Source organism: Micromonospora pattaloongensis, from assembly GCF_900107255.1.
In the GTDB taxonomy this organism is placed as follows: Bacteria; Actinomycetota; Actinomycetes; order Mycobacteriales; family Micromonosporaceae; genus Micromonospora_I; species Micromonospora_I pattaloongensis.
The window spans coordinates 916,901-942,536 of the sequence record NZ_FNPH01000001.1; the positions used below are offsets into that span (position 1 = coordinate 916,901).

The 25,636-nt window shown below is 71.7% G+C and carries 24 protein-coding genes and 1 pseudogene; 19 read left to right on the forward strand and 6 right to left on the reverse strand.

Annotation, left to right across the window (positions count from 1 at the left end):
* Positions 1–7: 7 nt before the first annotated feature.
* A complete protein-coding gene (locus BLW47_RS04440) occupies positions 8–1,375 on the forward strand; it encodes a fibronectin type III domain-containing protein (protein ID WP_139307155.1) in 1,368 nt (455 codons plus the stop codon).
* A gap of 72 nt (positions 1,376–1,447) precedes the next feature.
* Here the strand turns inward: BLW47_RS04440 and corA are convergent, their stop codons facing one another.
* From corA to BLW47_RS04455, 3 genes are all read right to left on the reverse strand, one after another.
* On the reverse strand, positions 1,448–2,596 hold the full coding sequence (gene corA / locus BLW47_RS04445) for a magnesium/cobalt transporter CorA (RefSeq protein WP_091551633.1): 1,149 nt from the start codon (positions 2,594–2,596) through the stop codon (positions 1,448–1,450).
* 277 nt (positions 2,597–2,873) lie between these two features.
* Positions 2,874–3,968, reverse strand: a complete 1,095-nt coding sequence (locus tag BLW47_RS04450; protein ID WP_091551636.1) for an aminotransferase-like domain-containing protein — start codon at positions 3,966–3,968, stop codon at positions 2,874–2,876.
* 91 nt (positions 3,969–4,059) lie between these two features.
* Positions 4,060–4,455, reverse strand: a complete 396-nt coding sequence (locus tag BLW47_RS04455) for a CBS domain-containing protein (protein ID WP_091551639.1) — start codon at positions 4,453–4,455, stop codon at positions 4,060–4,062.
* Between the two features lie 229 nt (positions 4,456–4,684).
* Here BLW47_RS04455 and BLW47_RS04460 point away from each other — a divergent pair, with 229 nt between their 5' ends.
* Genes BLW47_RS04460 through BLW47_RS04470 form a run of 3 tightly spaced genes read left to right on the forward strand, consistent with a single transcriptional unit; the run spans position 4,685 to position 7,174 of the window.
* Entirely contained in the window at positions 4,685–5,416 is a 732-nt protein-coding gene (locus BLW47_RS04460; protein WP_091551641.1) for a phosphocholine cytidylyltransferase family protein, read from the forward strand.
* Positions 5,404–6,471, forward strand: coding sequence for an iron-containing alcohol dehydrogenase family protein (locus BLW47_RS04465; protein WP_091551644.1), 1,068 nt, complete (start codon positions 5,404–5,406; stop codon positions 6,469–6,471). The genes BLW47_RS04460 and BLW47_RS04465 overlap by 13 nt, the downstream gene beginning before the upstream one ends.
* Positions 6,446–7,174 carry a CDP-alcohol phosphatidyltransferase family protein gene (locus BLW47_RS04470; RefSeq protein WP_091551647.1) on the forward strand — a complete coding sequence of 243 codons (729 nt, stop codon included), beginning with the start codon at positions 6,446–6,448 and terminating at the stop codon, positions 7,172–7,174. Before BLW47_RS04465 ends, BLW47_RS04470 begins: the two co-directional genes overlap by 26 nt.
* A 74-nt stretch (positions 7,175–7,248) precedes the next feature.
* Here the strand turns inward: BLW47_RS04470 and BLW47_RS04475 are convergent, their stop codons facing one another.
* Positions 7,249–8,424: a glycosyltransferase family 4 protein gene (locus BLW47_RS04475; RefSeq protein ID WP_091551648.1), complete on the reverse strand. Its 1,176-nt coding sequence runs from the start codon at positions 8,422–8,424 to the stop codon at positions 7,249–7,251.
* Positions 8,425–8,469: 45 nt separating this feature from the next.
* Between BLW47_RS04475 and BLW47_RS04480 the strand changes: the two genes are divergently transcribed.
* The 6 genes from BLW47_RS04480 to BLW47_RS04505 all read left to right on the forward strand — a co-directional run bounded on the left by BLW47_RS04480 (position 8,470) and on the right by BLW47_RS04505 (position 15,433).
* Positions 8,470–9,357 carry an Fpg/Nei family DNA glycosylase gene (locus BLW47_RS04480; protein WP_091551651.1) on the forward strand — a complete coding sequence of 296 codons (888 nt, stop codon included), beginning with the start codon at positions 8,470–8,472 and terminating at the stop codon, positions 9,355–9,357.
* A gap of 324 nt (positions 9,358–9,681) precedes the next feature.
* Positions 9,682–11,193, forward strand: a complete 1,512-nt coding sequence (locus BLW47_RS04485) for a sugar transferase (protein ID WP_245736337.1) — start codon at positions 9,682–9,684, stop codon at positions 11,191–11,193.
* A gap of 42 nt (positions 11,194–11,235) precedes the next feature.
* Entirely contained in the window at positions 11,236–12,453 is a 1,218-nt protein-coding gene (locus tag BLW47_RS04490; protein ID WP_091551657.1) for a sensor histidine kinase, read from the forward strand.
* A 23-nt stretch (positions 12,454–12,476) separates the two neighbouring features.
* A complete protein-coding gene (locus BLW47_RS04495; RefSeq protein WP_091552551.1) occupies positions 12,477–13,232 on the forward strand; it encodes a LytR/AlgR family response regulator transcription factor in 756 nt (251 codons plus the stop codon).
* Positions 13,233–13,376: 144 nt separating this feature from the next.
* Entirely contained in the window at positions 13,377–13,790 is a 414-nt protein-coding gene (locus BLW47_RS04500; protein ID WP_091551660.1) for a DUF485 domain-containing protein, read from the forward strand.
* 2 nt (positions 13,791–13,792) lie between these two features.
* A complete protein-coding gene (locus tag BLW47_RS04505; RefSeq protein WP_091551663.1) occupies positions 13,793–15,433 on the forward strand; it encodes a sodium/solute symporter in 1,641 nt (546 codons plus the stop codon).
* A 188-nt stretch (positions 15,434–15,621) separates the two neighbouring features.
* Here BLW47_RS04505 and BLW47_RS25505 read toward each other — a convergent pair whose 3' ends face one another.
* Positions 15,622–15,837 carry a sigma factor gene (locus BLW47_RS25505; protein WP_281247230.1) on the reverse strand — a complete coding sequence of 72 codons (216 nt, stop codon included), beginning with the start codon at positions 15,835–15,837 and terminating at the stop codon, positions 15,622–15,624.
* A gap of 181 nt (positions 15,838–16,018) precedes the next feature.
* Here BLW47_RS25505 and BLW47_RS04520 point away from each other — a divergent pair, with 181 nt between their 5' ends.
* From BLW47_RS04520 to BLW47_RS04540, 5 genes and pseudogenes are all read left to right on the forward strand, one after another.
* The gene (locus BLW47_RS04520; protein ID WP_091551665.1) at positions 16,019–16,783 is read left to right on the forward strand and encodes an ABC transporter ATP-binding protein; all 765 of its coding nucleotides are present in this window, start codon (positions 16,019–16,021) and stop codon (positions 16,781–16,783) included.
* On the forward strand, positions 16,780–18,453 hold the full coding sequence (locus BLW47_RS04525) for an ABC transporter permease (RefSeq protein ID WP_091551668.1): 1,674 nt from the start codon (positions 16,780–16,782) through the stop codon (positions 18,451–18,453). The genes BLW47_RS04520 and BLW47_RS04525 overlap by 4 nt, the downstream gene beginning before the upstream one ends.
* Positions 18,454–19,011, forward strand: a pseudogene (locus BLW47_RS04530) (flavin reductase family protein); the annotation flags it as partial.
* Between the two features lie 98 nt (positions 19,012–19,109).
* The gene (locus BLW47_RS04535; protein WP_091551674.1) at positions 19,110–19,298 is read left to right on the forward strand and encodes a DUF397 domain-containing protein; all 189 of its coding nucleotides are present in this window, start codon (positions 19,110–19,112) and stop codon (positions 19,296–19,298) included.
* A 45-nt stretch (positions 19,299–19,343) separates the two neighbouring features.
* Positions 19,344–19,532 carry a DUF397 domain-containing protein gene (locus tag BLW47_RS04540; protein WP_175543494.1) on the forward strand — a complete coding sequence of 63 codons (189 nt, stop codon included), beginning with the start codon at positions 19,344–19,346 and terminating at the stop codon, positions 19,530–19,532.
* A 211-nt stretch (positions 19,533–19,743) separates the two neighbouring features.
* Here BLW47_RS04540 and BLW47_RS04545 read toward each other — a convergent pair whose 3' ends face one another.
* The gene (locus BLW47_RS04545) at positions 19,744–20,061 is read right to left on the reverse strand and encodes a helix-turn-helix domain-containing protein (RefSeq protein WP_091552556.1); all 318 of its coding nucleotides are present in this window, start codon (positions 20,059–20,061) and stop codon (positions 19,744–19,746) included.
* 941 nt (positions 20,062–21,002) lie between these two features.
* Between BLW47_RS04545 and BLW47_RS04550 the strand changes: the two genes are divergently transcribed.
* The 4 genes from BLW47_RS04550 (at position 21,003) to BLW47_RS04565 (ending at position 25,536) form a co-directional block, all read left to right on the forward strand.
* Positions 21,003–21,440, forward strand: a complete 438-nt coding sequence (locus tag BLW47_RS04550; RefSeq protein ID WP_091551676.1) for a DUF485 domain-containing protein — start codon at positions 21,003–21,005, stop codon at positions 21,438–21,440.
* On the forward strand, positions 21,437–23,107 hold the full coding sequence (locus BLW47_RS04555; RefSeq protein ID WP_091551678.1) for a solute symporter family protein: 1,671 nt from the start codon (positions 21,437–21,439) through the stop codon (positions 23,105–23,107). The genes BLW47_RS04550 and BLW47_RS04555 overlap by 4 nt, the downstream gene beginning before the upstream one ends.
* A 96-nt stretch (positions 23,108–23,203) precedes the next feature.
* A complete protein-coding gene (locus BLW47_RS04560) occupies positions 23,204–24,181 on the forward strand; it encodes a UDP-glucuronic acid decarboxylase family protein (protein ID WP_091551681.1) in 978 nt (325 codons plus the stop codon).
* Between the two features lie 62 nt (positions 24,182–24,243).
* Positions 24,244–25,536, forward strand: coding sequence for an LCP family protein (locus BLW47_RS04565; protein WP_091551684.1), 1,293 nt, complete (start codon positions 24,244–24,246; stop codon positions 25,534–25,536).
* Positions 25,537–25,636: the final 100 nt, after the last annotated feature.

Below are 25,636 nucleotides of genomic sequence, written 5' to 3' on the forward strand. Positions count from 1 at the left end.
CACAGTCGTGCACACAGCCCGGCCACGGCGGCGCGCCGCCGGACGGTTGAGGAGCACGCTCCTCGCCGCCGCGCTCAGCCTGTTCGGATCGGTCGCGGTCGTCGCCACCACCGCCGCGCCGGCGTTCGCGTGCCACGGCATGGCGTTCGCCAACGAGGTGAAGGGCGCCGCCGGTTACACCGTCGAGGTCACGACCATCTTCGCGGGGGCCAACGGCATCACCGTCAGCGCGAACCCCGGCACCGTGACGATCAGCGGCACGAGCTGGGAGACGGGTCAGCCTCCGCTGATCGCCACCGTGACGGGCCTGACGCCGGGCCAGGCCTCGATCCTGACGGTGAACGCGAACCTGCTGCCGTCCGGCACGGCCTGCACCACGTACAGCGGCTCCGCGCTCGAGGCCGCCGCGGCGGCCCCGGCCCTCGGCGCGGCGACCCGCACCGCCGACGGCTTCACGTTCGCCATCACCAACTTCAACGCGACGCGGTACAGCTACGCGATCACCGCGACCAACGACGCCCAGGCCACGGTCGACGAGGACGGGCTGGTGACGGTCACCGGGCTGGCGGCCGGGGGCAGCGCGACGGTCACCGTGACGGCCACGGCCAACGAGGGGTCCGGGTACACCGGCACCGCGTCGGCCAGCCGGACCGGTCGGGCGCTCGGCGGCGACCCGGAGCCACCGGCCGCGCCGGCCAAGCCCACCGTGGTGGCCGGCGACAGCGCAGCGAAGATCACCTGGGTCGCACCGGCGACGAACGGCGCGGCGATCACCGGCTACGTGGTCACCGCGAGCCCCGGCGGAGCGACCTGCACCGCCAAGGGCAACGAGACGTCGTGCGTCATCGCCGGGCTGAGCAACGGCACGCCGTACACCTTCAAGGTGCTCGCGCGGTCCGCGGCGGGCGACTCGGCCGCCAGCCCGGCCAGCGACCCGCGCACGCCGGCCCCGACCACGAACAAGGATCTCTCGATCGACCGGCCCACCGTCGAGCCAGGCGGCACGGTCACGCTGGTCGCCGAGGGCTACCGCGCCGGCACCCGTGTCGACTTCTACCTGCACTCCGACCCGGTCTTCCTGGGCAGCGCCGTCGCCAACGCCAGCGGCGTCGCCACGCTGACCGCGGACCTGCCGCAGGGGGTGACCGGCGGGCACACCGCCCGGGCGATCGGCACCGGGCTCAACGGGCTGCCGCTCAGCCAGGACATCGCGGTCACCATCACCGCCTCGGGTTCCGGCGGTGGCGACGGCCTGCCGAAGACCGGCGACCGGCTGCCGTTCGGGATGATCGGCCTGGCGGCCGGACTCCTGCTGGCCGGTCTGGCGCTGCTCTTCGTCGCCCGGCAGCGGAACTCCGCCACGAACCGGCCCTGACCACGCACCCGGTGCCCCGACCCGCGCGATCCGGCCCGGGTCGGGGCACCGGCGCGTCCGGGGGCGGATGCGTCAGAGCCAACCGTTGCGGCGGAACCAGCGGTAGAGGCCGAACGAGACACCCAGGATCACCGCGAGCACCGTGGGATAGCCGTACGCCCACTGGAGTTCCGGCATGACCGTGAAGTTCATCCCGTAGATCCCGGCCACCGCGGTCCAGACGGCCGCGATGGCGGCCCACGCCGCGATCTTGCGCATGTCGTTGTTCTGGTCGACGGTCACCTGCGCCAGCCGCGCCTGCAGGATCGAATTGAGCAGGTCGTCGAAGGAGTTCACCTGCTCGACGGTGCGGGTGAGGTGGTCCTGCACGTCGCGGAAGTAGCTGCGGATCTCCGGCGGGACCTGGTCGTTGATCTCGGCGGTCAGCGTCATCAGCGGCCGCTGCAGCGGCGCGACCGTCCGCTTGAACTCGACCAGCTCGCGCTTGAGCTGATAGATCCCCTGGATGCTGCCGCGACCGTCGCGCGCGAAGACCTCCGCCTCCACCGTGTCGAGATCGATCTCGATCTTGTCCGCGACCTCCAGGTAGAGGTCCACCACGCGGTCGAGCACCGCGTACGCGACCGCCCACGGACCCTGCACCATCAGGTCCTGCTTGCGCTCCAGGTCCGCGCGGACCGGGGCCAGCCGGCACGCGTCGCCGTGCCGCACGGTGATCACGAAGCATCGGCCGATGAAGAGCATCACCTGGCCGGTCTCGACCACCTCGGAGTTCTCGGTCAGCTCGTCGTGCTCGACGTACCGCGCGGTGCGCAGCACCAGGAAGTCGACCTCGCCGAACTGTTCCAGCTTGGGACGCTGCTCCGCCTTGACCGCGTCCTCCACGGCCAGCTCGTGCAGGCCGTACGTCTCCGCGATCTCCGCCATCTCGGCCTCGGACGGCTCGTGCAGCCCCAGCCAGACGAACGAGTTCTCTGCGCGCTGGGCGGCGGCCATCGCCTCGGCGTGCTGCCACTTCCCGGGCTGCCGCACGCCGTCGATGTAGAGCGCGCAGTCGATGACGGCGCTGCGGTCGGAGCCGGCGTCGTCAGCGGTGAAGCGCTGGGTGCCGTCGTTCGGGCTGAGGATGCGGCTGACCGCGCGGACCGGCGCGGACCACGCGCGGGACAGGGGCGGCCGGTTGCCTTCCGGCCAGGCCCGGTCACGGTCGACGTCCGCCATGTCTCGCCTCCCCCGCTCCGACCGATGGCTCCGCGGTTGCACCTTACGCCGACCTCGGTGGCGGGTCCCCGGTGCCGGGGTGGCGCCGGGTGGACCGATCGCGTCGGGGGGATGGGGGGTGCGATCGGCCCACCCGGCGCCGAGGGGGCGGGGGGTTGTGCCTATCTGGTCAACCGCATGGCGATTGACGCTCGCAGCATTGTGCGGCGCTGGCTGGCCCGAGGGAAACCCCGGACCAGCCAGGAAGGCCGATTGTCAAGAATCTGACAGGATTCGGTCAGCCCCGGACGTCCGCCACCGCGGCCGCCAACCGCCGCACCCCTTCGTCGATCTGGTCGACCGTCACCGCCGAGTACGCCAGCCGCAGCGCGTGCCGGCCGCCCTCGATCAGGAAGTCGCTCCCCTTCACCACCGCCACGCCCCGCTCGGCCGCGGCCGGGACCAGCTTGTCGACGTCGACGTCGGTCGGCAGCTCCACCCAGAGGAAGTACCCGCCGTCCGGCTCCGTGAAGCGCACCCCCGGGATGTGCTCCCGCAGCGACGCCGCCAGCACTCGGGCCCGTTCCCCCAGCGCGGTGCGGACCGTCTCGATCGACCGGTCGATGTCGCCCGAGACGCAGAACTGGTGGACGATCGCCTGCGCGACCATGCCGGGCGAGATGTAGAGGTTGGTGGCACGCTTGGCGATGTCCGCGATCAGCGCCGCGGGACCCACCAGGTAGCCGACCCGCACGCCCGGGCACACCGTCTTCGTGAAGCTGGACGCGTGCACCACGACCCCGTGCTCGTCCATCGAGAGCATCGAGGGGAGCGGCTCGCCCCGGAACCGGATGTCCGCGTACGGGTCATCCTCGAAGATCGTGAAACCGTACTCGGCGGCGAGCGCGAGCAGCGCGCGGCGCTTCTCCAGCGACAGCGTCACACCCGCCGGGTTCTGGTAGTTCGGGATGATGTGCGCGAGCTTCGGGCGCACCCCGGACTCCAGCAGCTTGCGCAGCTCGTCGGTGTCGACCCCATCCGGCTGGATGGTCACCGCGTGCACCTCGGCCCCCTGCTGCCGCAGGTTGAGCAGGGTCCGGTCGTAGGTCGGGCGCTCCACGACGACCGCGTCGCCGGGCTTGACCAGGTAGTCGAAGAGGAATGCGTCGGCCTGCAGCGAGCCGTTGGTCACCAGGACCTGGTCGACGCCCACGCCGTGCTTGTCGGCGATCCACTTCCGCAGGGGCGGGTACCCCACCGAAGTGCCGTAGGCCGTGACACCGGCCGGGTCGGCGTCGAAGGCGCGCACCGCGGCCGCCTTCAACCCCTCGATATCGACAATGTCCAGCGATGGCGCCCCACGGGCGAACGAGATCAGCTGCGCGACGGTCATGGTTCTCCAGCGTACGGGCGGGGGCCGGCGACCCGGCGGCAGCACGACGATGTCCGCATCCTGAGCGGCCGCTCCGCCCGCGGCGGGCGGATCAGACGGCGGTCGCCCCGGCGCGGTTGGTCGCCCAGACCCGCATGATGTCGCGGACGGAGATCACGCCGAGCACCTCGCTGCCGTCCATCACGACCAGGTGGCGGAACCCGCCGCGCGCCATCGCGAACGCCGCGTCCTCCAGCGTCCAGTCGGGACCGGCGTAGACCACCTCCCAGGTGATGTGGCCCGCCGTCCGCTCCGCGTCGCAGTCGAGACCCGCGCCGATCGCGTACAGCACGTCGCGCTCCGTGATGATGCCGACGCCGGCGGAATCCGGATCGACCACCACCGCCGAGCCGATCCGGCGCTCGGCCATCATCTGGGCGGCCTGCCGGAGCGTGTGCTCGGGACCCACCATCAGCACTTCGGTGGACATCGCATCGCGGACCTGCATCGCTGATCACCCCCGGAAGGCACGGTACGGACATACTGGCCCTCCGGGCGACGAAACCACAAGACCCCGATCAATGTCCGACATCGTCGCCGGTCAGCGGAGCCGACGGTGGCCGTCCCCGCCGCGCGCGGCCCGTCTCGCCCGCGGACGAGGTCTTTCGGTCGACGCCGCGACGTGCGGCGCTATCCTCCACCGGTACCCGCCACCAACTCCGGACAAGGATCGCCGAATGATCGGACTCGTGCTCGCGGCAGGCGCCGGGCGTCGACTGCGCCCGTACACGGACACCCTGCCGAAGGCCCTGGTCTCGGTCGACGGCGAGACCACGATCCTGGACATCTCGCTGCGCAACCTCGCGGCGGCCGGGCTCACCGACGTCGTCGTGGTCGTCGGCTACGCGGCTTCGGCGGTCGAGGCGCGCCAGGCCGACCTGGAGCGGCGCTACGGCGTCCGGCTCACCCTCGTGCACAACGACAAGGCCGAGGAGTGGAACAACGCGTACTCGCTGTGGCTGGCCCGCCGGCACTTCGCCCGGGGCGCGCTGCTGGTCAACGGCGACACCGTGCACCCGGTCAGCGTCGAGCACACCCTGCTCGCCCAGCGCGGCCCCGGCATCCTGCTCGCGGTCGACAACGTGAAGAAGCTGGCCGAGGAGGAGATGAAGACCACCTTCGACGCCGACGGCCGGCTCACCCGGATCACCAAGCTGATGGACCCCGACGAGGCGTTCGGGGAGTACATCGGGGCGACGCTGATCGAGGCGCACGCCGCCGAGGGGCTGGCCGACGCGCTGGAGGCGACCTGGCGGCGCGACCCGCACCTCTACTACGAGGACGGCTACCAGGAGTACGCGGAGCGCGGCGGCGAGGTGCGCGCCGCCACGATCGGGGACGTGCCCTGGGTCGAGGTGGACAACCACGAGGACCTGGCGCGGGCGCGGGAGATCGCGTGCCGCTACTAGCCCGTACGGTGATGGCGCCGCTCGCCATCGAGGTGCGGCGGGGCGCGGTGGTCGACCTGGGCGCGATCCTCTCCGACGGCCGGATCTCGGCCGGCGGTGAGGTCGCCGTCGTGGTCGGCCCCGGTCAGGGCGAGAAGATCGCCGAGCTGATCCGTCCGACGCTGCGCTCCGCCGACGTCTTCACCGCAGCCGGAGGCACCCTCGACGCCGCCAACGATCTCGCCGCCAAGCTGCGCGCCCGCTCCTACGACGCCGTGGTGGGCATCGGCGGCGGCAAGACCGTGGACGTCGCCAAGTACGCGGCGACGCGTCGCGGGCTCCCGATGGTGTCGGTGGCGACCGCCCTCGCGAACGACGGCATCGCCTCTCCAGTGGCCAGCCTGGTCACTGACGGGCTCAAGGGCTCGTACGGCGTGCACATCCCGATCGCGGTCATCGTCGACCTCGACTTCGTGGAGAGCGGTCCGGAGCGGCACAACCGGGCCGGCATCGGCGACGTGGTCAGCAACATCAGCGCGCTGGCCGACTGGGAGCTCGCCCGGCAGGTCCGCGGCGAGCCGGTCGACGGGCTGGCCGCCTCGCTCGCCCGGGCGGGCGCCGAGGCGATCATCAACCACCCCGGCGACATGAGCGACGAAGGGTTCGTCACCGTGCTGGCCGAGTCGCTGATCTCCAGCGGACTGGCGATGGCGGTTTGCGGCACCAGCCGCCCGGCCAGCGGCGGGTGCCACGAGATCATGCACGCCATCGACGCGCTCTTCCCGGGCACCGGATCACACGGGGAGCTGGCCGGGCTCGGAGCGCTGTTCTGCACCTTCCTGCGCGGCGACGAGAAGCGACTCGCGCAGATGGCGGCCTGCCTGGAGCGGCACAATCTGCCGCGTACCCCGGCCGACGTGGGGCTGAGCGACGACCAGTTCGTCGAGGCGGTGGCGTTCGCGCCGCGCACCCGGCCGGACCGCTACACGATCCTCGAACACCTCGAGATGGGCCCGGGCGAGATCCACCGCCGGCTGGCAGACTACGTCGATGCACTCCGCGATCACCTCGGCTGAGCTCTCCCGACCCACCGCCGGCGACTTCTACCGGGTCAACCGGGGCGGCGGCCTGTTCAGCGAGGCGGTGAGCCAGCGGCTGGGCGCCGCGTTCGCCCTGCTGGGGCACCGGCTCGGGCTGTCGCCGACCGCGCTGACCCTGGCCAACCTGGTGCTCGGCCTCGCCACCTCGGTCACCGTCGTCGCGCTCGCCGAGCGGGTCGCGGCCGGCACGGTGCCCGGCTGGGCTATCGGGTTGGTCGCGCTCGTCGGGTGGCAGCTGGCGTACGCCCTGGACTGCGCCGACGGTCAGCTGGCGCGGGTGACCGGGCGCACGAGCCCGTCCGGGGCGCGGGTGGACGTGCTCTGCGACGTGGCGGCGCAGATCACGCTGGTGACCGCGCTGTCGACGGTGGCGGTGGCGCAGCGCCCGTCGACGCCGGTGTGGCTGGTCGCCGCGTTCGCCGGCACCTGGATGGTCAACCTGGTGACCTCGGTGATGCAGTCCGGCCCGAACGCGGCCAGCATGGTGCCGTCGACCTCGCTGCCGGTGCGGCTCGTGAAGCTGATCCGCGACTACGGCGCGGTGATCACGCTCGCCGGCGTCGTGCTGACGCTCGCGCCGGACTGGACGACCTGGCTGGTCGCCGCGTTCACGCTGGTGAACGGCGGCTTCCTCCTCGCGAGCATCGCCTTCACCGCCCGCCACGCCTCTCGCCCGTGATCAGGGAGTAGCTCCGGCGTGTCGCCGGCGCGCCGCGATTCGGCTCCCTGATCACGCGAATCTTGGGCCGCGGATCATGCGGGGCGGGACAGGGAGGCGTAGATGTCCAGCAGGTGCTTGGTGACCACGTCGGGGTGGAAGGTCTGCTCGTAGCGGGAGCGGGCGAGATCGGCCAGGGCGGCGGCGCGGTCGCGGGCGACCGGCAGCGCGGTGGCCAGGGCGGCGGGCTCCGGGGGAACCGCCCAGCCGGCCGCGCCGGCCGGGTCGTTCGCCCCGATCAGGTACGGGATGCCGCCCAGCGCCGTGCCGAGCACCGGACGGGCGTTGGCGAGCGCCTCGATCACCACGGTCGGCAGGACGTCGTGCCAGGTCGAGGTCGCCAGCACGACGGCGGTCGCCCGCAGCGCGGCCCGGACGCCGTCGCGGTCGAGCGACCCGAGGTAGACGACGTCCGACCGGGTCCCGGCGGCCTCCTCCACCATCGGCCGCAGCTCGCCGTCGCCCGCGATCCGCAGCGTCCCCAGCGCGCCCTCCGGGTGCCGCGTCCACGCGTCGAGCAGCAGCCCGATCCCCTTCTCCGGTGACAGCCGGCCGAGGAAGAGGAAGCCCTCGCCGATCGGCGCCGGCGGGCCCGGGTCGGGGATCGCGTTCGGCTTGACCACGATCCGGTCGTCGGGCACCCCGTAGTCGCGCAGGTGATCGGCGATCGCCGAGGTCAGCGCGATGTAGCGGTCGACCGAACGCCACGTCGGCCGGTGCACGGCGAGCGTCGTCGCCATCAGCGCGCTCTGCACCCGGGAGCCGCGGTAGCACCGGTGCACGACGGCGGGCACCCCGACGAGCTTGCCCCGGCAGTCCTGGCAGATCCGCCCGTCCCGGAAGTAGAGCCCCGACGCGCACACCTGCCGGTAGTTGTGCACCGTCTGCACCACCGGCACGCCGTGCCGGTGCGCGGTCCGCACCACCCAGGGCGAGATCAACGGGTACGGATTGTGCAGGTGCAGCACGTCGGGCCGGTGCTCGTCGAGCAGCCGGCCGAGCTCCTGCTGCGCCCGCGGCGCGTAGATCGGCGAGATCGGCAGCAGCGCCTTCTGCCCGCCGGACATCGCGGGGATCTCGTCGGAGCTGCGCAGGAACGGCAGCACCTGCACCCCGGCTGCGCCGAGTTGCTCGATCTCCAGGTCGACGATCGTGTTCTCGCCGGAGGGCTGCGCCTCGCGGTACCGGTTGTGCGCGACGACGACCTTCACCGTGCTGACCCTTCACTCACGCCGATAAACGCTACCTTTGAATTCATGCCCGAGTTGCCCGAGGTGGAAGCGCTCGCGGCCTACCTGCGTGAACGCGCGGTCGGCCGTACGGTCCAGCGGCTCGAGGTGGCCGCGATCAGCGCCCTGAAGACCTATGACCCACCGCCGACGGCCGCCGCCGGCTGCCCGGTCGTCGACGCCCGGCGACACGGGAAGTTCCTGGATCTCGTGCTCTCTCCCGCCGCCGACCACACCGCCGAGGTCGACGAGCTGCATCTGGTGGTGCATCTCGCCCGCGCCGGCTGGCTGCACTACCGCGAGTCGTTCCCGTCGGCGTCACCGCTGAAGCCCGGCAAGGGCCCGGTCGCGCTCCGGGTCCGGCTCGACGACGGCTCCGGCTTCGACCTGACCGAGGCCGGCACCCAGAAGAAGCTGGCGGGCTACCTGGTGACCGACCCCGCGCAGGTGCCGGGGGTGTCCCGGCTCGGCCCGGACGCGCTCGCCGTCGACCTGCCGGCCTTCGCGGAACGGTTGCGCGGGCGCAAGGGTCAGGTCAAGGGGGTGCTCACCGATCAGGAGGTGCTGGCGGGCGTCGGCAACGCGTACTCGGACGAGATCCTGCACGCCGCGAGGCTCTCGCCGTTCGCGATCACCAGCCGGCTCACCGACGGCCAGATGGCGGCGTTGCACGAGGCGACACGGTCGGTGCTGACCGACGCGGTGACGCGGTCGGTGGGACAGCGGGCGGCGGAGCTGAAGGGCGAGAAACGTTCCGGCCTGAAGGTGCATGCCCGGACCGGGCTGCCGTGTCCGGTCTGTGGCGACGTGGTGCGCGAGGTCTCGTTCGCCGACTCCAGCCTGCAGTACTGCCCCGGCTGTCAGACCGGCGGCAAACCGCTCGCCGACCGCCGACTGTCCCGGCTCGTGCGCTAGGTGACCACACCGGTACGACATGTGGAGAACCGCGCGCACGGCGATGAACCGGTGCACAACGGAGGCTTTTTTCCCGCTCTGCCATCGGTATAGTTGCCCGGTCCCAGTGCTTCAGCCGCAGAAGCCGGCGGATCCCACCAATCGTCGGTGGGGCTTGAGGTCTCTTCGGTTTTCGCCCCCACGCGGGGCCCGTGCGAGACTTGGCCCGTGGGCGACCCGAGCCTTCACGGCAACTGGGCGGCACGTGTCACGCGGGAGGACATGGGTGAGGTGACGACGAGCCTCCATCGCCCGGGAACCACCACAGGCCGGAGCAACAACACCGTGCGCCACGTCGACAGCTTCGAGATCCAGGCCCCGCCGCCGCCGGCGCATAACGGTGTGCCCCGCTCCGCGTGGTCCCGTACGCGACGACGCGTCTCCCGCTGGCACCGCCCCTACATCGCGATCCTGCTCGTCCTCGACTTCGCCGCGGCCGTGCTCGCGAGCTGGCTCTCCATCTCGTTGTTCGAGAAGGCCACCGCGGGCTTCACGGACGCGGACAAGGACGCCACCTGGTTCCACACCGTCACCTACCTGCTGCTGCCGCTCGGTTGGCTGGTCGTGCTCTGGGGCAACCGCGCCTACGACCGGCGCTACCTGGGGCTCGGGACCGACGAGTTCAAGCGGGTGATCCGCGCCGCCGTGACGGTGGCGGCGAGCGTGTCGTTCCTCGCCTTCTCCACCAAGACCAACCTGTCCCGGCTCTCCGTCGCCACCGCGTTGGTCGGCGCGATGATGTTCATCCTGTACGGGCGCGCCGTCGCCCGGCTGCTGCTGCACATCATCCGCCGGCGCGCCGGCTACGCCGCCCACCGGATGGTGCTGGTCGGCACGCTCCCCGAGGCGCTCGAGGTGCACACCGCGGTCACCCGCAGCCCGGCGGCCGGGCTGATCCCGGTCGCCATCCATCTCACCGACGGCTACGCGGCGGCCCGCGGGATCGAGACGCCGGTCCCGGTGTACTCCGGCCGCGACGTCCTGGCGCTGGTCCGCGAGGTCGGCGCCGACACGATCGCGGTCTGCGGGTCGGCGAGCGCGGAGCCCGGGGAGCTGCGCCGGCTGGCCTGGCAGCTGGAGGGCAGCGGCGTCGACCTCGTGGTCGCGCCGCAGCTGACCGACATCGCGGGCCCGCGGGTGCACATCCGGCCCATCGAGGGCCTGCCGCTGCTGCACGTCGAGGAGCCGACCCTGTCCGGGCCGGCGCTGCTGGCCAAGAACCTGATGGACCGGGTCGCCGCCGGCCTCGGGCTGCTGGTGCTCCTGCCGGTCTTCGCCGCGATCGCGATCGCGATCCGCATCTCCGACCCGGGCCCGGTCTTCTTCCGGCAGCCGCGGGTGGGGCACGAGGGGCGCACGTTCCGGGTCTGGAAGTTCCGGACCATGTACGTGGACGCCGAGGACCGGCTCGCCGCGCTCGTCGACCAGAACGAGACCGACGGGATGCTGTTCAAGATCAGGCAGGACCCGCGGGTCTTCCCGGTCGGCCGCTTCCTGCGTGCCAGCTCCCTCGACGAGCTGCCCCAGCTGATCAACGTGCTGAAGGGCGAGATGTCGCTGGTCGGGCCGCGACCGCTGCCGGCCGACGACGGCGACTTCCTCGGCGACGTGCGGCGGCGGCTGCTGGTCCGGCCGGGCATGACCGGGCTGTGGCAGGTCTCCGGCCGCTCCGATCTCTCCTGGGACGAGGCGGTCCGGCTCGACCTCTACTACGTCGACAACTGGTCGCTCGCGTACGACCTGAGCATCCTGTGGCGCACGATCGGCGTCGTGCTGGCCCGCAAGGGCGCGTACTGACGACCCCTTGGCTATTGCCCACGCACCCGTCAAGATCTGTGCGTGGGTGGGAATCTGTCGGCGTCGGTCGCCGTGCTGGCGCTGGTCAGCGCGTTGGCCGCGGCGGTCTTCGCGGTCGTCCGGTTGCGGGGGCGGCGCGGCATCGCCACCGCCACCCAGCGGGCGACGTATGACGTGCTGCACACCGCCGGGCTGGCCGCCGAGCCGCTGCGCGCCGGGCTGACCCGGGCGGGGGCCGCGAAGGCGGTACGCCACCTGCGCACCCTGGTCGGGGCGCCCGGCCTGGCGTTGGTGGACCGCGTCGAGGTGCTGGCGGTCGACGGTGACGGCGCGCACCACGCCGGGCAGGTGGTGGCCGCCGCCCGGCGGGCGCTGGCCGCGCACCGGTCGACGGTGCTGCGGCAGTCGGAGCTCGACTGCGACCGGATCGACTGCGCCGTACGTGGCGCGGTGGTCGCGCCCGTGACCGGCCCGGACGGCAAGCCGGTCGCCGCGCTGGTCGCGATCGCCGACGACCAGCCGGCCCCCGGGCTGGTGCAGGCGACCCTGGAGACGGCGCGCTGGGCGGGTACCCAACTCGCGCTGGCGGAGCTGGACTCGTCCCGCGAACGGCTGGCCCGCGCCGAGGTGCGGGCGCTGCGCGCCCAGATCAGCCCGCACTTCATCTACAACGCGCTCACCGCGATCGCGTCCTTCGTCCGCACCGACCCCGAGCGCGCCCGCGATCTGATCCTCGAGTTCGCGGAGTTCACCCGCTACTCGTTCCGGGCGCACGGCGAGTTCACCACGCTCGCCGAGGAGCTGCGCTCCATCGACCGCTACCTGACGATCGAACGCGCGCGCTTCGGCGACCGCCTGCAGGTCCGGTTGCAGATCGCTCCGGAGGTGCTGCCGGTGAGCGTGCCGTTCCTCTGCCTGCAGCCGCTGGTGGAGAACGCGGTGCGGCACGGGCTGTCGCGAAAGCCCGGCGTCGGTATGGTGAGCATCGAGGCGCGTGACGCCGGGGCCGAGTGCCACATCACCGTCGAGGACGACGGGGTCGGCATGGACCCGGCGGTGCTGGCGGCGGGGATCTCGGATCTGGCGGCCGACGCCGGTGAGGACTCCGGCCAGCACGTCGGTCTGTCCAACGTAGACGAGCGGTTGCGCTCGGTCTTCGGCGATCAGTTCGGTCTCGTCGTGGAGACCGGTCTGGGGGCGGGGACACGGGTGAGCATGCGGGTGCCGAAATTCCACGCGGGCGTACGGACCGGCCGGTGACGACGCGAACGGAGAGTGCCGTGGTGACCGCCTTCCTCCGGGTGCTGGCCGTCGACGACGAGCCGCCCGCCCTCGACGAGCTGGCCTACCTGCTCCGCGCCGACCCTCGGGTGGCCCGGCTGCACACCGCGTCGGACGCCACCGACGCGCTGCGGGTGCTGCGCGACAACGACGTCGACGCCGTCTTCCTCGACATCCGGATGCCCGGTCTGGACGGCATGGAACTGGCGCGGTTGCTGCGGCGCTTCGCACGCCCGCCCGCGATCGTCTTCGTCACCGCGTACGACGACGGCGCCGTCGACGCCTTCGACCTGGGCGTGACCGATTACGTACGCAAGCCGGTGCGGGCCGAACGGCTCGCCGAGTCGCTGCGCCGGGTGGTCAGCTCGCGGGTGGTCCCGACGCACCCCGCCGCGCTCGCGCGGGCCGAGGAGGATCCGACGATCCCGATCGAGCTGGCCGGCAGCACGCGGATGCTGCCCCGCTCCGCGGTGCGGTGGGTGGAGGCCCAGGGCGACTACGCCCGGTTGCACACCTCGGAGGGGTCGCACCTGGTCCGAGTGCCGCTCGCGACGCTCGCGGAGCGGTGGGCCGACGCCGGGTTCGTCCGGATCCACCGGTCGTACCTGGTGCAGCTGCGGCTCATCGCGGAGCTGCGGCTGGCCAACTCCGGTTACGTGGTCGTGGTGGACGGCGCCCAGTTGCCGGTCTCCCGCCGGCACACGCGTGAGCTGAAGGACAAGCTGGTGCGCGCGGCCAAACAGGACTGGAGCAAGTAGCGCATCACTTCAGCTACAACGTCCCGTTCCGGGAGGGACCCTTCGGCGGTTCACAGGGTTATCCACAGGGGTCCACCGTTATCCACAGGTTGTGCACAACCGCGCGGAGCTTGACATCGGCCGGGAGTAGGTGAGACTGCCGGCATGGCCGGACCCCCTGATCGGAGCGGGTCCGCCGGCGCGGTCACCCCGCCCCGGCGGACCCGACTGGTGCTGGCCGAGGTGACGCGCGACCGCGGAGACTCCGACCGGACCCGCACGGAGCTCGCCGAGCAGACCCGGGTCGGGGAGGCGCTCGTCCGCGGTCTGGTCCGCGCGCAGCTCGCCCTGGCGCTGCGGTTGTCGCTCGTCGTCGCCATCGGGCTGGGCGGGCTGCCGCTGCTGTTCGCGGTCGCCCCGGCGGTCGGCACCGCCACGCTCTTCGGGATCAACCTGCCGTGGCTGCTGCTCGGCGTCGCCGCCTTCCCGTTGCTCGTCGCAGTGGGATGGATCTTCGTGCGGCTCGCCGAACGCAACGAACAGGACTTCACCGCGCTGGTGCGGCGGCCGGAGCGCTGACCGTGCCGAACCCCTACCTCGTGCCGGCGATCGTGGCGGTCACCCTGGTCACCGTCGCCATCGGCTTCTACGGCCTGCGACTGGCCCGCACCACCTCGGACTTCCTGGTCGCCTCCCGCGCGGTCAGTCCGACCTGGAACGCCGCCGCGATCGGCGGCGAGTACCTCTCCGCAGCGAGCTTCCTCGGCATCGCCGGCCTCATCCTCAAGTACGGCGTCGACGTGCTCTGGTACCCGGTCGGCTTCGCCGCCGGCTACCTCGCCCTGCTGCTCTTCGTGGCCGCACCGCTGCGCCGCTCCGGCGCGTTCACCCTGCCCGACTTCTGCGAGGTGCGGCTCGGCTCGCGGCGGCTGCGCACCCTGGCCACCGCGTTCGTGATCTTCATCGGCTGGCTCTATCTGGTGCCGCAGTTGCAGGGGGCGGGGCTCACCCTGGCCACGGTGGCCGGCTCGCCGTACCCGGTGGGCGCTCTGGTCGTGGCCGCCGTGGTCACCGCGAACGTGGCGCTCGGCGGCATGCGGGCGATCACCTTCGTGCAGGCCTTCCAGTACTGGCTCAAGCTGACCGCGCTCGCCGTACCCGCGATCTTCCTGGCGCTGCAGTGGCAGGCCGACGCCCGCCCGGCGGTGACCCCGCCCGACGGGCCGGCGTTCCGGACCGCGACCACCGTGGTGGTCGAGCACCCGGCGACGCTCGCCCTGTCCGACGGCCAGACCCGGGAGGTACGCCCCGGCGACGAGCTGACGTTCGCCGCCGGCGACCCGGTGCCGGCGGTCTCCGGAGTGGCTACCGACGCGTCCGATTGGCTGCTGCCCAGCACCGCCGGGGCCGACGACCGCGGCCTGTTCGCCACGTACTCGCTGATCCTGGCGACCTTCCTCGGCACCATGGGGCTGCCGCACGTGCTGGTGCGCTTCTACACCAACCCGGACGGCGCCGCCGCCCGCCGCACCACGCTGGTGGTGCTCGCGATGGTCGGCGCCTTCTACCTGCTGCCCACCATCTACGGGGTGCTCGGCCGCATCTACACCCCGCAACTGCTGGTCACCGGGCAGACCGACGCGGTGGTGGTGCTGCTGCCCGGCGCCGCGCTCGGCGACGGCACCACCGGCCGGCTGCTCGCGGCGCTGGTCGCGGCCGGCGCGTTCGCGGCCTTCCTCTCCACCTCCTCCGGGCTGCTCACCAGCGTCGCCGGGGTGATCTCGACGGACGTGCTCGGCCGGGGTTCGGTACGCGGCTTCCGGCTGGCCACGGTCATCGCCGGCGCGGTGCCCGCGGTGCTCGCGCTCAACGTCTCCGGGCTGAACGTCTCGCAGGTGGTCGGGCTCGCGTTCGCGGTCGCCGCGTCCAGCTTCTGCCCGCTGCTGGTGCTCGGCATCTGGTGGCGCGGGCTGACCGACCTCGGCGCCGCCGCCGGGGTGCTGGTCGGCGGCGGGGCCGCTGTCGGGGCCGTGCTGGTGACGGTGCTCGGCCCGCCGCTGTCCGGCTGGCCGGCCACGCTCATCGCGCAGCCGGCCGCCTGGACGGTGCCGCTGGCCTTCACCGTGATGGTGGCGGTCTCGATGGCGACCCGCCGGCGCGCCCCGGCCGACGTCGGCGCCACCATGCTCCGCCTCCACGCGCCCGAGGCCCTGCGGCTGTAAGGAGGGGGCGCTGGCAACGGCCGGGACGTCAGCAGCGTCGGTGCCGGCACAGAGCCGCTCGGCCGCGCGTTGCCCGGTCCGCCGCGCCTCGGCCGGGGCGTCCGGGCCTTTCAGCCAGACCTCCGCCACCAGGTCGCCCTGCCGGACGAAGAGCCAGCGGCTCTGCGTGCCCTCGACGTTCGAACCGATCAGAAGCGACTCGTCGCCGGCGAAACCCGAGTCGATGATGACAAGCGGGTCCTCCGGCCGGCGGGGATCTGTGACCAGCGCTGCCACGCCCGCACGTAGGCCTCCTGCGCCGCGTCCTGGGCCTCGCTCAGGTCACCGCCGAGTGCGTACAGCACCGTGACGACCCGATGTCTGGTGGTCCGATAGAACTCCTCGAACCCCTCGTCTCTGTCCAACGCGCCTCCCCGGTCGAGATCCTGCCTCTGTCACCCGTGACCGTGGCGTGCGGTTGCACGCGATCCGCGAACGTGCTGTCCCGTCCGCCAGGCGCACGCGGCCCTCGTACATCTGGGGTATGACGGGAGACCATCCCCCTGCCGGAGTGTCACGTGGCCTGCGCCGGATACGGTCGGACCCATGACTGGTGAGCACCCGGCTCTCGCCCTGCGCGGCCTGGCGAAGCGCTTTGACAGCAAGGTGGCGGTGGCGGGTGTCGACCTGGACGTCCCGACCGGTTCCTTCTACGGCCTGCTCGGCCCGAACGGCGCCGGCAAGACCACCACCCTGTCGATGGCGGTCGGGCTGCTCCGGCCGGACGCCGGGAGCGCCCGGGTGCTCGGGCACGACGTGTGGGCCGACCCGGTCCACGCGAAGCAGCTGCTCGGCGTCATGCCCGACGGCGTACGCCTCTTCGACCGCCTCACCGGGGCGGAGCTGCTGGCGTACCACGGGCTGCTGCGCGGCATGGACCCGACGGTGGTGGACCAGCGGGCGGCCGAACTGCTCGACGTGCTCGCGCTCGGCGACGCCGGGCGGACCCTGGTGGTGGACTACTCGGCCGGCATGAAGAAGAAGATCGGCCTGGCCTGCGCGCTGCTGCACGGTCCCCGGCTGCTCGTGCTGGACGAGCCGTTCGAGGCGGTCGATCCGGTGTCGGCCGCGCTGATCCGGGACATCCTCCAGCGGTACGTCGCCGGGGGCGGCACGGTGGTCTTCTCCAGCCATGTCATGGAGGTGGTCGAGCGGCTCTGCTCGCACGTGGCGATCCTCGCCGCCGGCACCATCAAGCGGGTCGGCACCCTCGACGAGGTACGCGGGGACCGTGCGCTGGAGGAGGTCTTCGTCGAGGTGGTCGGCGGTCGGACCGCGACCGGCGAGGAGCTGGCGTGGCTGTCCCGGTGAACGCCGCCGCCTCGTCGGGCGCGCCGGTGCGGCGGGTCTCCCCCCGCCACTTCGTCCGGCTGAAGCTGCGGGTGATGGGCAACAACTTCCGCGGGCAGGGCTGGCGGATCGCGCTCTTCGTGGTCGGGGTCCTGGTCGGGCTCTGGTTCGCCGGGACCGCGTTTCTGCTGCTCGCCGCGCCCGGCCTGGCCGACAACACCGAGTTCGCCGGGTTGACGGCCGCGTTCGCGGGTGGGCTGATCGTGCTGGGCTGGCTGTTCCTGCCGCTGGTCTTCTTCGGCGTCGACGAGACGCTCGACCCGGCGCGCTTCGCGCTTCTGCCGCTGCGTCGGCGCACCCTCGTGAGCGGCATGTTCCTCGCGGCGCTGATCGGCGTTCCCGCGATCGCCACCTTCCTCGGCACCGGCGGGATCGTGGTCTCGGCCGCCCTGCTCGGCGGCGCGGGCGCCGCCGCGGCGCAGGCCGTCGGGATCGTCGCCGGGCTGCTCCTCTGCGTCGCCGTCAGCCGCGCGGTGACCAGCGCCTTCGCCACGCTGCTGCGTTCCCGCCGGGTGCGTGACCTGGCCGCGGTCCTGCTCGCCGTGCTCGCCGCCCTCCTCGGCCCGCTGCAGATCGCCGTGATGAGCGCCGTGAACAACGCCGACTGGCAGCGGCTGAGCGGGGTGGCACGGGTGATCGGCTGGACGCCGCTCGCCGCCCCGTACACGGTCGGGATGGACGTGGTCGAGGGGCGGGCCTGGGCGGTGCCGCTGAAGTTGGCGATCACCGCGGTGACGATCGCCGCCCTGCTCGCGTGGTGGTCGCGGTCGCTGGAGTCGGCGATGGTCGGCACCGCGGCGACCGGGCGGGTGCGACCGGAGGCCGGGCTGCCCGGGCAGCCGGTGGCGCGGCTCTTCCCGCGTGGCACGCGGTGGCTGTCCCGCGACCGGTACGGCGCGCTGGTGGCGCGCGAGCTGCGGTACTGGTGGCGGGACACGCGGCGCCGGGCCAGTCTGATCACCTTCGCGGTCGTCGGAATCTTCGTGCCCGTGATGGCGAACGTCGGCGGCAAGGGCCTGATGGACGGGCAGAACGACTTCGACGCCTCGCCGACGCTGGTCGGCCTCTCGATGCTCTTCGTCGGCATGCTCGCGGCTCTCAGCCTCGCCAACCAGTTCGGCTTCGACGGCAGCGCGTACGCGGCCAACGTGATCGCCGGGGTGCCGGGCAAGGTGGAACTGCGCGCGCGGCTGGTCGCGTACTCGATCTACATCGTGCCGCTGCTCGTCGCCATCTCGATCGTCCTCGGGCTCTTCCTGCGCGAGCCGGCCTGGATCGGCGTCGCCGCCGGCACGCTCTTCGCCGCGTACGGCGCCGGGCTCGCGATCACGCTCTTCGTCTCCGTGTTCGGCGCCTACGCCCTGCCCGAGACCTCCAACCCGTTCGCCATGAACAGCGGCGCCGGCATGGCCCGCAGCCTGCTCAGCCTGCTGGCCATGGTGGGGGCCGGGGCCGCCGCCATGCCGATGGTGATCGCCACCGCGTTGCTCGGCGAGGTGTGGTTCTGGCTGGCCCTGCCCGTCGGCCTGGCGTACGGCGTCGGCGCGGCCGCGCTCGGCACGTACCTCGCCGGTGACGTGCTCGACCGGCGCATGCCGGAACTGCTGCAGACGGTCACGCCGCGACGCTGAGACGGGGGAATGTTTCACGTGAATCAGCCCGAACCCGGTGCGCAGATCCACGGCACCGATCCGTTCGCCACCCCGGAACAGGCCCGGTCGCCGCTGCGCCGGCTGCGGGGCCGGCTCGCCGCGCCGGTCACGCTCTGGACCGCGTACGACAACTCCGCCGCGCCGGCCGGTCTCACCGTCTCCTCCACCCTGGTGGTGGACGGCGACCCGGGGCGGCTACTCGGCCTGATCGACGACGAGTCGGAGGTGTGGGAGGCGGTGTCCGAGTCGGGGCGCTTCGCGATCGCGCCGCTCGGGCCGCCGCACCGCCAGCTCGCGGACCAGTTCGCCGGGCTGTTCCCGGCCCCCGGCGGGCTGTTCGCGGGCGGCGACTGGACGCGCACGCCGTACGGGCCGGTGCCCGGCGGGGTGACGACCTGGGCCGGATGCCGCCTGGACAGCGCGCGGGAGTACGGCTGGGCACTGCTCGTGGAGGCGACCATCGAGACCGTCGAGATCGGCGCCGACGAGCCGCCGTTGCTGCACTACCGCGGCCGGTACCGGGAGCTCGCGGGCTGACAGGCCGGTCAGCGCACCACTACCCTCGGCGATGGCTGATATCGACGGCGACTGTCACGGCGCCAATCACTAGAGCTGGTGAAGGAAGTGGCGAGGACATGGACCTGAACCGCGCCCGGTGGCGGAAATCGAGCCGTTCCAGCGGCAACGGCGGGTCCTGTGTGGAGGTCGCGGACAACCTCCACGAGGTCGTCCTCGTGCGGGACACCAAGGACCGGCAGGGGCCGATGCTGACGTTCGGTCCGGACGCGTGGCGGGCGTTCGTGGAGTTCGCCAAACGGCGGTAGCCGACGCCAACAGTCCGCCGACCTGATCAAGGGAGCTGTGGAGAAGTGGACCTGAACCCGGCGCGGTGGCGGAAGTCGACTCGTTCCGGCACCAACGGCGGGTCCTGTGTGGAGGTCGCGGACAACCTCCACGAGGTCGTCCTCGTGCGGGATGCCAAGGACCGGCAGGGGCCGATGCTGACGTTCGGTCCGGACGCGTGGCGGGCGTTCGTGGAGTTCGCCAAACGGCGGTAGCCGACGCCACGAGTGCGTGACGTCGGCGGTGCTGCGATCGGTGCAGGTCGGGGCGGTGCCGGTAGTGCTACGGCGCGGGTAGTGGCCTGGCGAGCGGGGCGAGCCGGCAGGAGGTCACCTGTCTGGGCGGTGCGCTCTGCGCTCAGATCAGCGGAGAGAGTGCGACAAACGGTCCCTCTCGTGGCGGAGAAGGACCGTGAGGCGAACTGGGTCAGGCGCCGGCTTCTTGTTGCCGCTGGTAATTCTCGTTCTGCCGAAGGGCTTCTTCGAGCTGGTCCTCGAGAATGATGATCCGGCAGGCGGCTTCCAGAGGGGTGCCTTGGTCGACCATCTCGCGAGCCCGGGCGGCGAGGCGCAACTGGTAGCGGGAGTAGCGGCGGTGCCCGCCGGATGACCGGGACGGGGTGATCAGCTTCGCCTCGTCCAGCCGGCGCAGGAAATCCGGCGAGGCGCCGGTGATCTCCGCAGCGCGGCCCATCGTGTAGGCGGGGTAGTCGTCGTCGCCGAACATGTCATCGGGTTGGGCCATATACATCTCTCCATGACGAGGGCCCCGGCGCGAGAGCGCCGGGGCCCAGGGTTACGGGTCGAAAACACCATCTACCGACAGGTTCGTCGGGTTGTCGTATCCGCACCTGCCGCCGTCGGCGGCGTGGGGTGCGAGGATCGCGTAAGCGTGACCGGAGACCACCTCTCGTTCGATGGAAACTGCGGTGTCCGCGCCAGAGTTGGAACTGCGTCCTGGCGGCGGGCGATCCAACGGTGTTCAGCCCTCCCTTTCCTCTGCTTCCGATATCTGTGGTGCTGTGGTGCTGTCCGCCGGTGTCGAAGCCCCACGCAACTTCATGGCCCCGCACACGTGCGGCGAACTGTCCTGCCAGGCCGGGCGCTCAATCAGCATCGCCCCGCCTGCTTTGCCCTGACCTGGACCTACATCAGGGCTTACCTTCCACGTGCCTTGCCTTGCTGCGTGCGGTGATGCGTACTTCCACCGCCGTGCCGAGCGAGCCACGAAATGGTTCCGGGCCCTGCTTGACGCTCGGTCTGACTCGTCTGCGTCTTTCTCGGATCTCTTCTGTCAACGCCAGGAACACTAGCTAGTCGCGGCAAGGATGTCTAGTACGTTCGTCATAGATTTTCTTGGCGGCGGTCCGAGCTTCCAGGATGGCGGCAGTGGCGCCCACGGTGTCAGTGCCGACGCGGAGATCGCGCACGGATCGTTTATGCAGGGGCGGCGCCGGCGCGCCGGTGAGCGGCGTGAGCTGGGTCACTCGGCGCAGCCAGGGGGCCGTTCGGCGCATCCGGCCGCCGCACCGCCATCGCTGCTACCCCCGCCGTCTCCCGCCTTCCTACGGTGCGCCAAAACCGTAGTCCGATGAAGGTGGTGAACCGCGTGAGTGCGCACCAGCGAACAGGCACGCGCATCCCGATAATCCCTCTCGCCGCCGAGGCCCCCTGTGAGGTGACGGCATGAGCACCGACGCCCCCGACGCGACCGCGCCCGAGGGCGCGGCCGACGCCGGCACAACCGCCGCGCCCGACGGCGGCGCGACCGAGACCGCCGCGGCCGACGCCGGCACGACGCCGATCAGCCCGGAACGGCACCTCGCCGTGCAGGCATCGGACGAGTTCGCGGGGCTCCGCAAGGCGCTGCGCGGCTTCGTCTTCCCGATGACCGTGGCGTTCTTCCTCTGGTACGCGCTGTACGTGATCCTCTCGGCGTACGCGCGCGGCTTCATGAGCGTGAAGCTGGTCGGAAACATCAACGTGGCGCTCGTATTCGGCCTGCTCCAGTTCGTCTCCACGTTCCTGATCGCCTGGCTCTACTCCCGGTACGCCGAACGCAAGCTGGACCCGGTGGCCGACCGGATCCGGGCGGAGCTCGAAAGCGAAGGTGCCGCGCGATGAAAATCCTGCTCGCCGCGGAGGCCACCAACGGCACCGCCCGCACGCTGACCATCACGCTCTTCCTGCTCTTCGTCGCGGTGACGCTCGGCATCACCCTCTGGGCGAGCCGGCAGACCAAGAGCGCGGCGGACTTCTACGCCGGCGGCCGCTCGTTCTCCGGCTTCCAGAACGGCATGGCGATCGGCGGCGACTACATGTCGGCCGCGTCGTTCCTCGGCATCGCCGGCATCATCGCCCTGTACGGCTACGACGGCTTCCTCTACTCGATCGGGTTCCTGGTCGCGTGGCTGGTCGCGCTGCTGCTCGTCGCCGAGCTGCTGCGTAACTCCGGCAAGTACACGATGGCGGACGTGCTCGCGTTCCGGATGCGGCAGCGGCCGGTGCGCACCGCCGCCGCCGTCTCGACCATCACGGTGTCGATCTTCTATCTGCTGGCGCAGATGGTCGGCGCGGGCGCGCTCGTGGCGCTGTTGCTCGGCATCCGTCCCGGGACCACGTTCCTCGGCATGGACGCCGACGCCGCGAAGATCGCCACGATCATCCTGGTCGGCGCCCTAATGATCATCTACGTCACGGTCGGCGGGATGAAGGGCACCACGTACGTCCAGATCGTCAAGGCGTTCCTGCTGATGAGCGGCGCGCTGATCATGACGCTGCTGGTGCTCGCGCACTACAAGTTCAATCTCTCGGCGCTCCTCGGCGACGCGGCCGCCGCCTCCGGCAAGGGGAACGCGTTCCTCGAACCCGGTCTGCGGTACGGCGTGGAGAGCGGCGACGCGCTGAAGACCTTCTACAGCAAGGTCGACCTGCTGTCGCTCGGCATCGCGCTGGTGCTCGGCACCGCCGGCCTGCCGCACATCCTGATCCGCTTCTACACGGTCCCGACCGCGAAGGCGGCCCGCAAGAGCGTGCTCTGGGCGATCGGCATCATCGGCGTGTTCTACCTGTTCACGCTGGCGCTGGGCTTCGGCGCGGCGGCCCTGGTGGGCAAGGATGCGATCACCGCGCAGGACAAGGCCGGCAACACCGCGGCTCCGCAGCTGGCGCAGGCGCTCGGCGTCGACTTCCTCGGCGGTGACATCGGCGGGGCCACGCTCCTGGCGATCATCGCGGCGGTCGCCTTCGCCACCATTCTCGCCGTGGTCGCCGGACTCACCCTGGCGTCGTCGTCCAGCCTCGCCCACGACTTCTACGCGAACGTCGTGAAGCGGGGCCAGGCGTCCGAACGGCAGGAGGTGAGCGTCGCACGGATCTCGGCCTTCGTGATCGGCGCGATCTCGATCGTGCTGTCGATCTTCGCGCAGAACCTGAACGTGGCGTTCCTGGTGGCGCTCGCGTTCGCGGTCGCCGCCTCCGGCAACCTGCCGGCGATCCTCTACAGCCTGTTCTGGAAGCGGTTCAACACCTCCGGCGCGGTGTGGGCGATCTACGGCGGTCTGCTCAGCGCCGTACTGCTGGTGTTCTTCTCTCCGGTGGTCTCGGGCGCGCCGACGGCGATGTTCCCGAACTCCGACTGGCAGTGGTTCCCGCTGTCGAACCCGGGCATCATCTCGATCCCGTTCGGCTTCCTCTGCGGCTGGATCGGCACGGTGATCTCGAAGGAGAGTGACGACGAGAAGTACGCGGAGCTGGAGGTCCGCGCCCTGACCGGCGCCGGCGCCCACTGACCGGCGCAGCACCTCTCACCGGACCCCGGGTGGCGACAGCCACCCGGGGTCCATCGCGAATGGGCCCCGTCCGTCCGTCTCGGTAGGCTGACCGTCATGGTGGTTAGTCCGCGTTTCGGAGAAGGTCATCGGATTCTCGTCACCGGTGGGGCCGGTTTCGTGCCGTCCCACGTGGTCGACGCCCTCATCGACCGTGGTTGCACGGTGGTGGCGCTCGACAACTTCGTGACCGGATCGAAGGAGAACGTCGCGCACCTGGCGGACCACCCGCGGTTCACGCTCGTCGAGGCCGACGCCTCCGACGGGCTCCCCGCGCACCACCCGGCGATCGCGCCGCGGTTCGACGCGATCCTGCACATGGCGTCCCCGGCCAGCCCGAAGGACTTCGCCACACTGCCGGTCGAGATCCTCCGGGTCGGCTCGCTGGCGACCCTGCACCTGCTCGACCGGGCCGCCGCCGACGGCGCGCGGTTCCTGATGGCCTCCACCTCGGAGGCGTACGGCGACCCGCTGGTGCACCCGCAGACCGAGACGTACTGGGGCAACGTCAACCCGATCGGGGTGCGCAGCGTCTACGACGAGGGCAAGCGCTTCTCCGAGGCCGCCACGATGGCGTACCACCGCTACCGGGGCGTCGACGTCGCGATCGTCCGGATCTTCAACACGTACGGCCCGCGCATGCGGCCGGACGACGGCCGCGCGATCCCGACCTTCATCAGCCAGGCGCTGCGCGGGGAGCCGATCACGGTGCACGGCACCGGGGCGCAGACCCGGTCGATCTGCTACGTCGACGACCTCGTCCGGGGCATTCTGCTGCTGCTCGATTCCACCGAGACCGGGCCGATCAACTGCGGGACCGAGCACGAGATGTCGATGCGCGAGCTGGCGGAGCGGATCGTCGCGCTGGCCGGGAGCACGTCGGAGGTGGCGTACCTGACGCGCACCGCGGACGACCCGGAGATGCGGCGGCCGGACCTCACGCTGGCCCGGACGCGGCTGGGCTACGAGCCGTCGGTCACTCCGGAGGATGGCCTGCGGCGCACAATCGAGTACTTCCGGCAGCGCCTGACGTAACACCCGTCGCCCCACAGCGTGCGCACAGCGGGCGTGCAGCGCCCGGTACGTACGCTGGTGGCATGTCAGTGAGCAGGTCCCCCCGCCGCAGCTCGTCCGGGCACACACCCCCCACCACGCCAGACACGTCCGGCCGCGTCTCCGGCCGCGCGCACGTTCCGACCGGCTCCCGCGACGACCGGGAGCGCGACGCCTACGGCGCGCGGGTGGGCGTCGGCGGTAGCGCCGCCCGACTCGGCGGTGACGCCGGCCGGCCCGGCGGCGGCGGTGGGCGCCTCGGCGGTGGCGGCGGGCGCGCCGGCGGGCCTCCGGGACCCGGCGGCCCGCTTCCGGGGCCGCGGCCCCGCCCGCGCCCGCGGTGGGGCCGCATCGCGCTGGTCGCGGTCGTCGCCCTGCTCGTGCTGGCGCTGCTCACCGGCGGCGGCCTGTGGATGTACGTGCACCGGCTCGACGGATCGCTCGGGCGCACCGACGCGTTCTCCCCGATCGCCAGCGGCCGGCCGGCGGCCGGCGCCAGCGGCGCGGTCAACATCCTGATGGTCGGCAGCGACTCGCGGGACCCCGACGCCGTGCTCGACAAGCCCGGCGCGTGGCGTGCCGACACCGTGATGATCATGCACGTGCCGGCCAGCCACGACCGCGCCTACCTGGTCTCCATCCCGCGCGACCTCTACGTGCCGATCCCGGAGAGCGCGGGCGACGCGTGCGATTCCGGCCAGCGCGCGAAGATCAACGCCGCGTTCGCGTGGGGCGGCGTCCCGCTCGCCGTGCGGACGGTCGAGTGCTTCACCGACGTCCGGATCGATCACGTGGCGGCGATCGACTTTGCCGGCTTCAAGCAGGTGACGGACGCGCTCGGCGGCGTCGATCTGTACGTCGAGCAGAACATCACCTCGATCCACAAGCCCTACCGCAAGTTCCGGAAGGGCACGAACCACATGACCGGCGCCGAGGCGCTGGACTGGGTGCGGCAGCGCAAGCAGTTCCCCGAGGGGGACTTCGCCCGGATGCGCCACCAGCAGGAGTTCCTGCGGGCGCTGATGGACAAGGCCGCCAGCACCGGCACGCTGACCAACCCGGCGAAGCTGACGTCGTTCCTCAAGGCGACGACCGACGCGGTCACGGTCGACGACGGGTTCTCCCTGCCCGACACGGTGCTCCAGTTCCGCAAGCTCCGTGGCGAGAACCTGCAGTTCCTCACGAGCCCGCACCTGGGCAGCCAGATGATCAACGGCGAATCGGTGGTCGTGTCGGACCGGGAGAAGGCGCTCGCGATGTACAAGGCGATGCGGAACGACAAGATGGCCGACTGGGTGCGGGCCAACAAGCCGCCCGTTCGGTCGAACGGTGGGTGACCGGGCTCCGGCCACCGCGTCCGACCTGCTCGATTGCCGTCCGCCGAAGTGACTCCCATCTCTATTCGCAGGCCATTGACCCTGCGGGGGTCAGCCGGAC

Excerpts from the sequence above, each read along its gene's own strand:
- corA (WP_091551633.1), bottom strand. The coding sequence starts at position 2,596 with ATGGCGGACGTCGACCGTGACCGGGCCTGGCCGGAAGGCAACCGGCCG.
- BLW47_RS04450 (WP_091551636.1), bottom strand. The coding sequence starts at position 3,968 with ATGACCGTCGCGCAGCTGATCTCGTTCGCCCGTGGGGCGCCATCGCTG.
- BLW47_RS04455 (WP_091551639.1), bottom strand. The coding sequence starts at position 4,455 with ATGCAGGTCCGCGATGCGATGTCCACCGAAGTGCTGATGGTGGGTCCC.
- BLW47_RS04460 (WP_091551641.1), top strand. The coding sequence starts at position 4,685 with ATGATCGGACTCGTGCTCGCGGCAGGCGCCGGGCGTCGACTGCGCCCG.
- BLW47_RS04470 (WP_091551647.1), top strand. The coding sequence starts at position 6,446 with ATGCACTCCGCGATCACCTCGGCTGAGCTCTCCCGACCCACCGCCGGC.
- BLW47_RS04480 (WP_091551651.1), top strand. The coding sequence starts at position 8,470 with ATGCCCGAGTTGCCCGAGGTGGAAGCGCTCGCGGCCTACCTGCGTGAA.
- BLW47_RS04500 (WP_091551660.1), top strand. The coding sequence starts at position 13,377 with ATGGCCGGACCCCCTGATCGGAGCGGGTCCGCCGGCGCGGTCACCCCG.
- BLW47_RS04520 (WP_091551665.1), top strand. The coding sequence starts at position 16,019 with ATGACTGGTGAGCACCCGGCTCTCGCCCTGCGCGGCCTGGCGAAGCGC.
- BLW47_RS04535 (WP_091551674.1), top strand. The coding sequence starts at position 19,110 with ATGGACCTGAACCGCGCCCGGTGGCGGAAATCGAGCCGTTCCAGCGGC.
- BLW47_RS04545 (WP_091552556.1), bottom strand. The coding sequence starts at position 20,061 with ATGGCCCAACCCGATGACATGTTCGGCGACGACGACTACCCCGCCTAC.
- BLW47_RS04550 (WP_091551676.1), top strand. The coding sequence starts at position 21,003 with ATGAGCACCGACGCCCCCGACGCGACCGCGCCCGAGGGCGCGGCCGAC.
- BLW47_RS04555 (WP_091551678.1), top strand. The coding sequence starts at position 21,437 with ATGAAAATCCTGCTCGCCGCGGAGGCCACCAACGGCACCGCCCGCACG.
- BLW47_RS04560 (WP_091551681.1), top strand. The coding sequence starts at position 23,204 with ATGGTGGTTAGTCCGCGTTTCGGAGAAGGTCATCGGATTCTCGTCACC.
- BLW47_RS04565 (WP_091551684.1), top strand. The coding sequence starts at position 24,244 with ATGTCAGTGAGCAGGTCCCCCCGCCGCAGCTCGTCCGGGCACACACCC.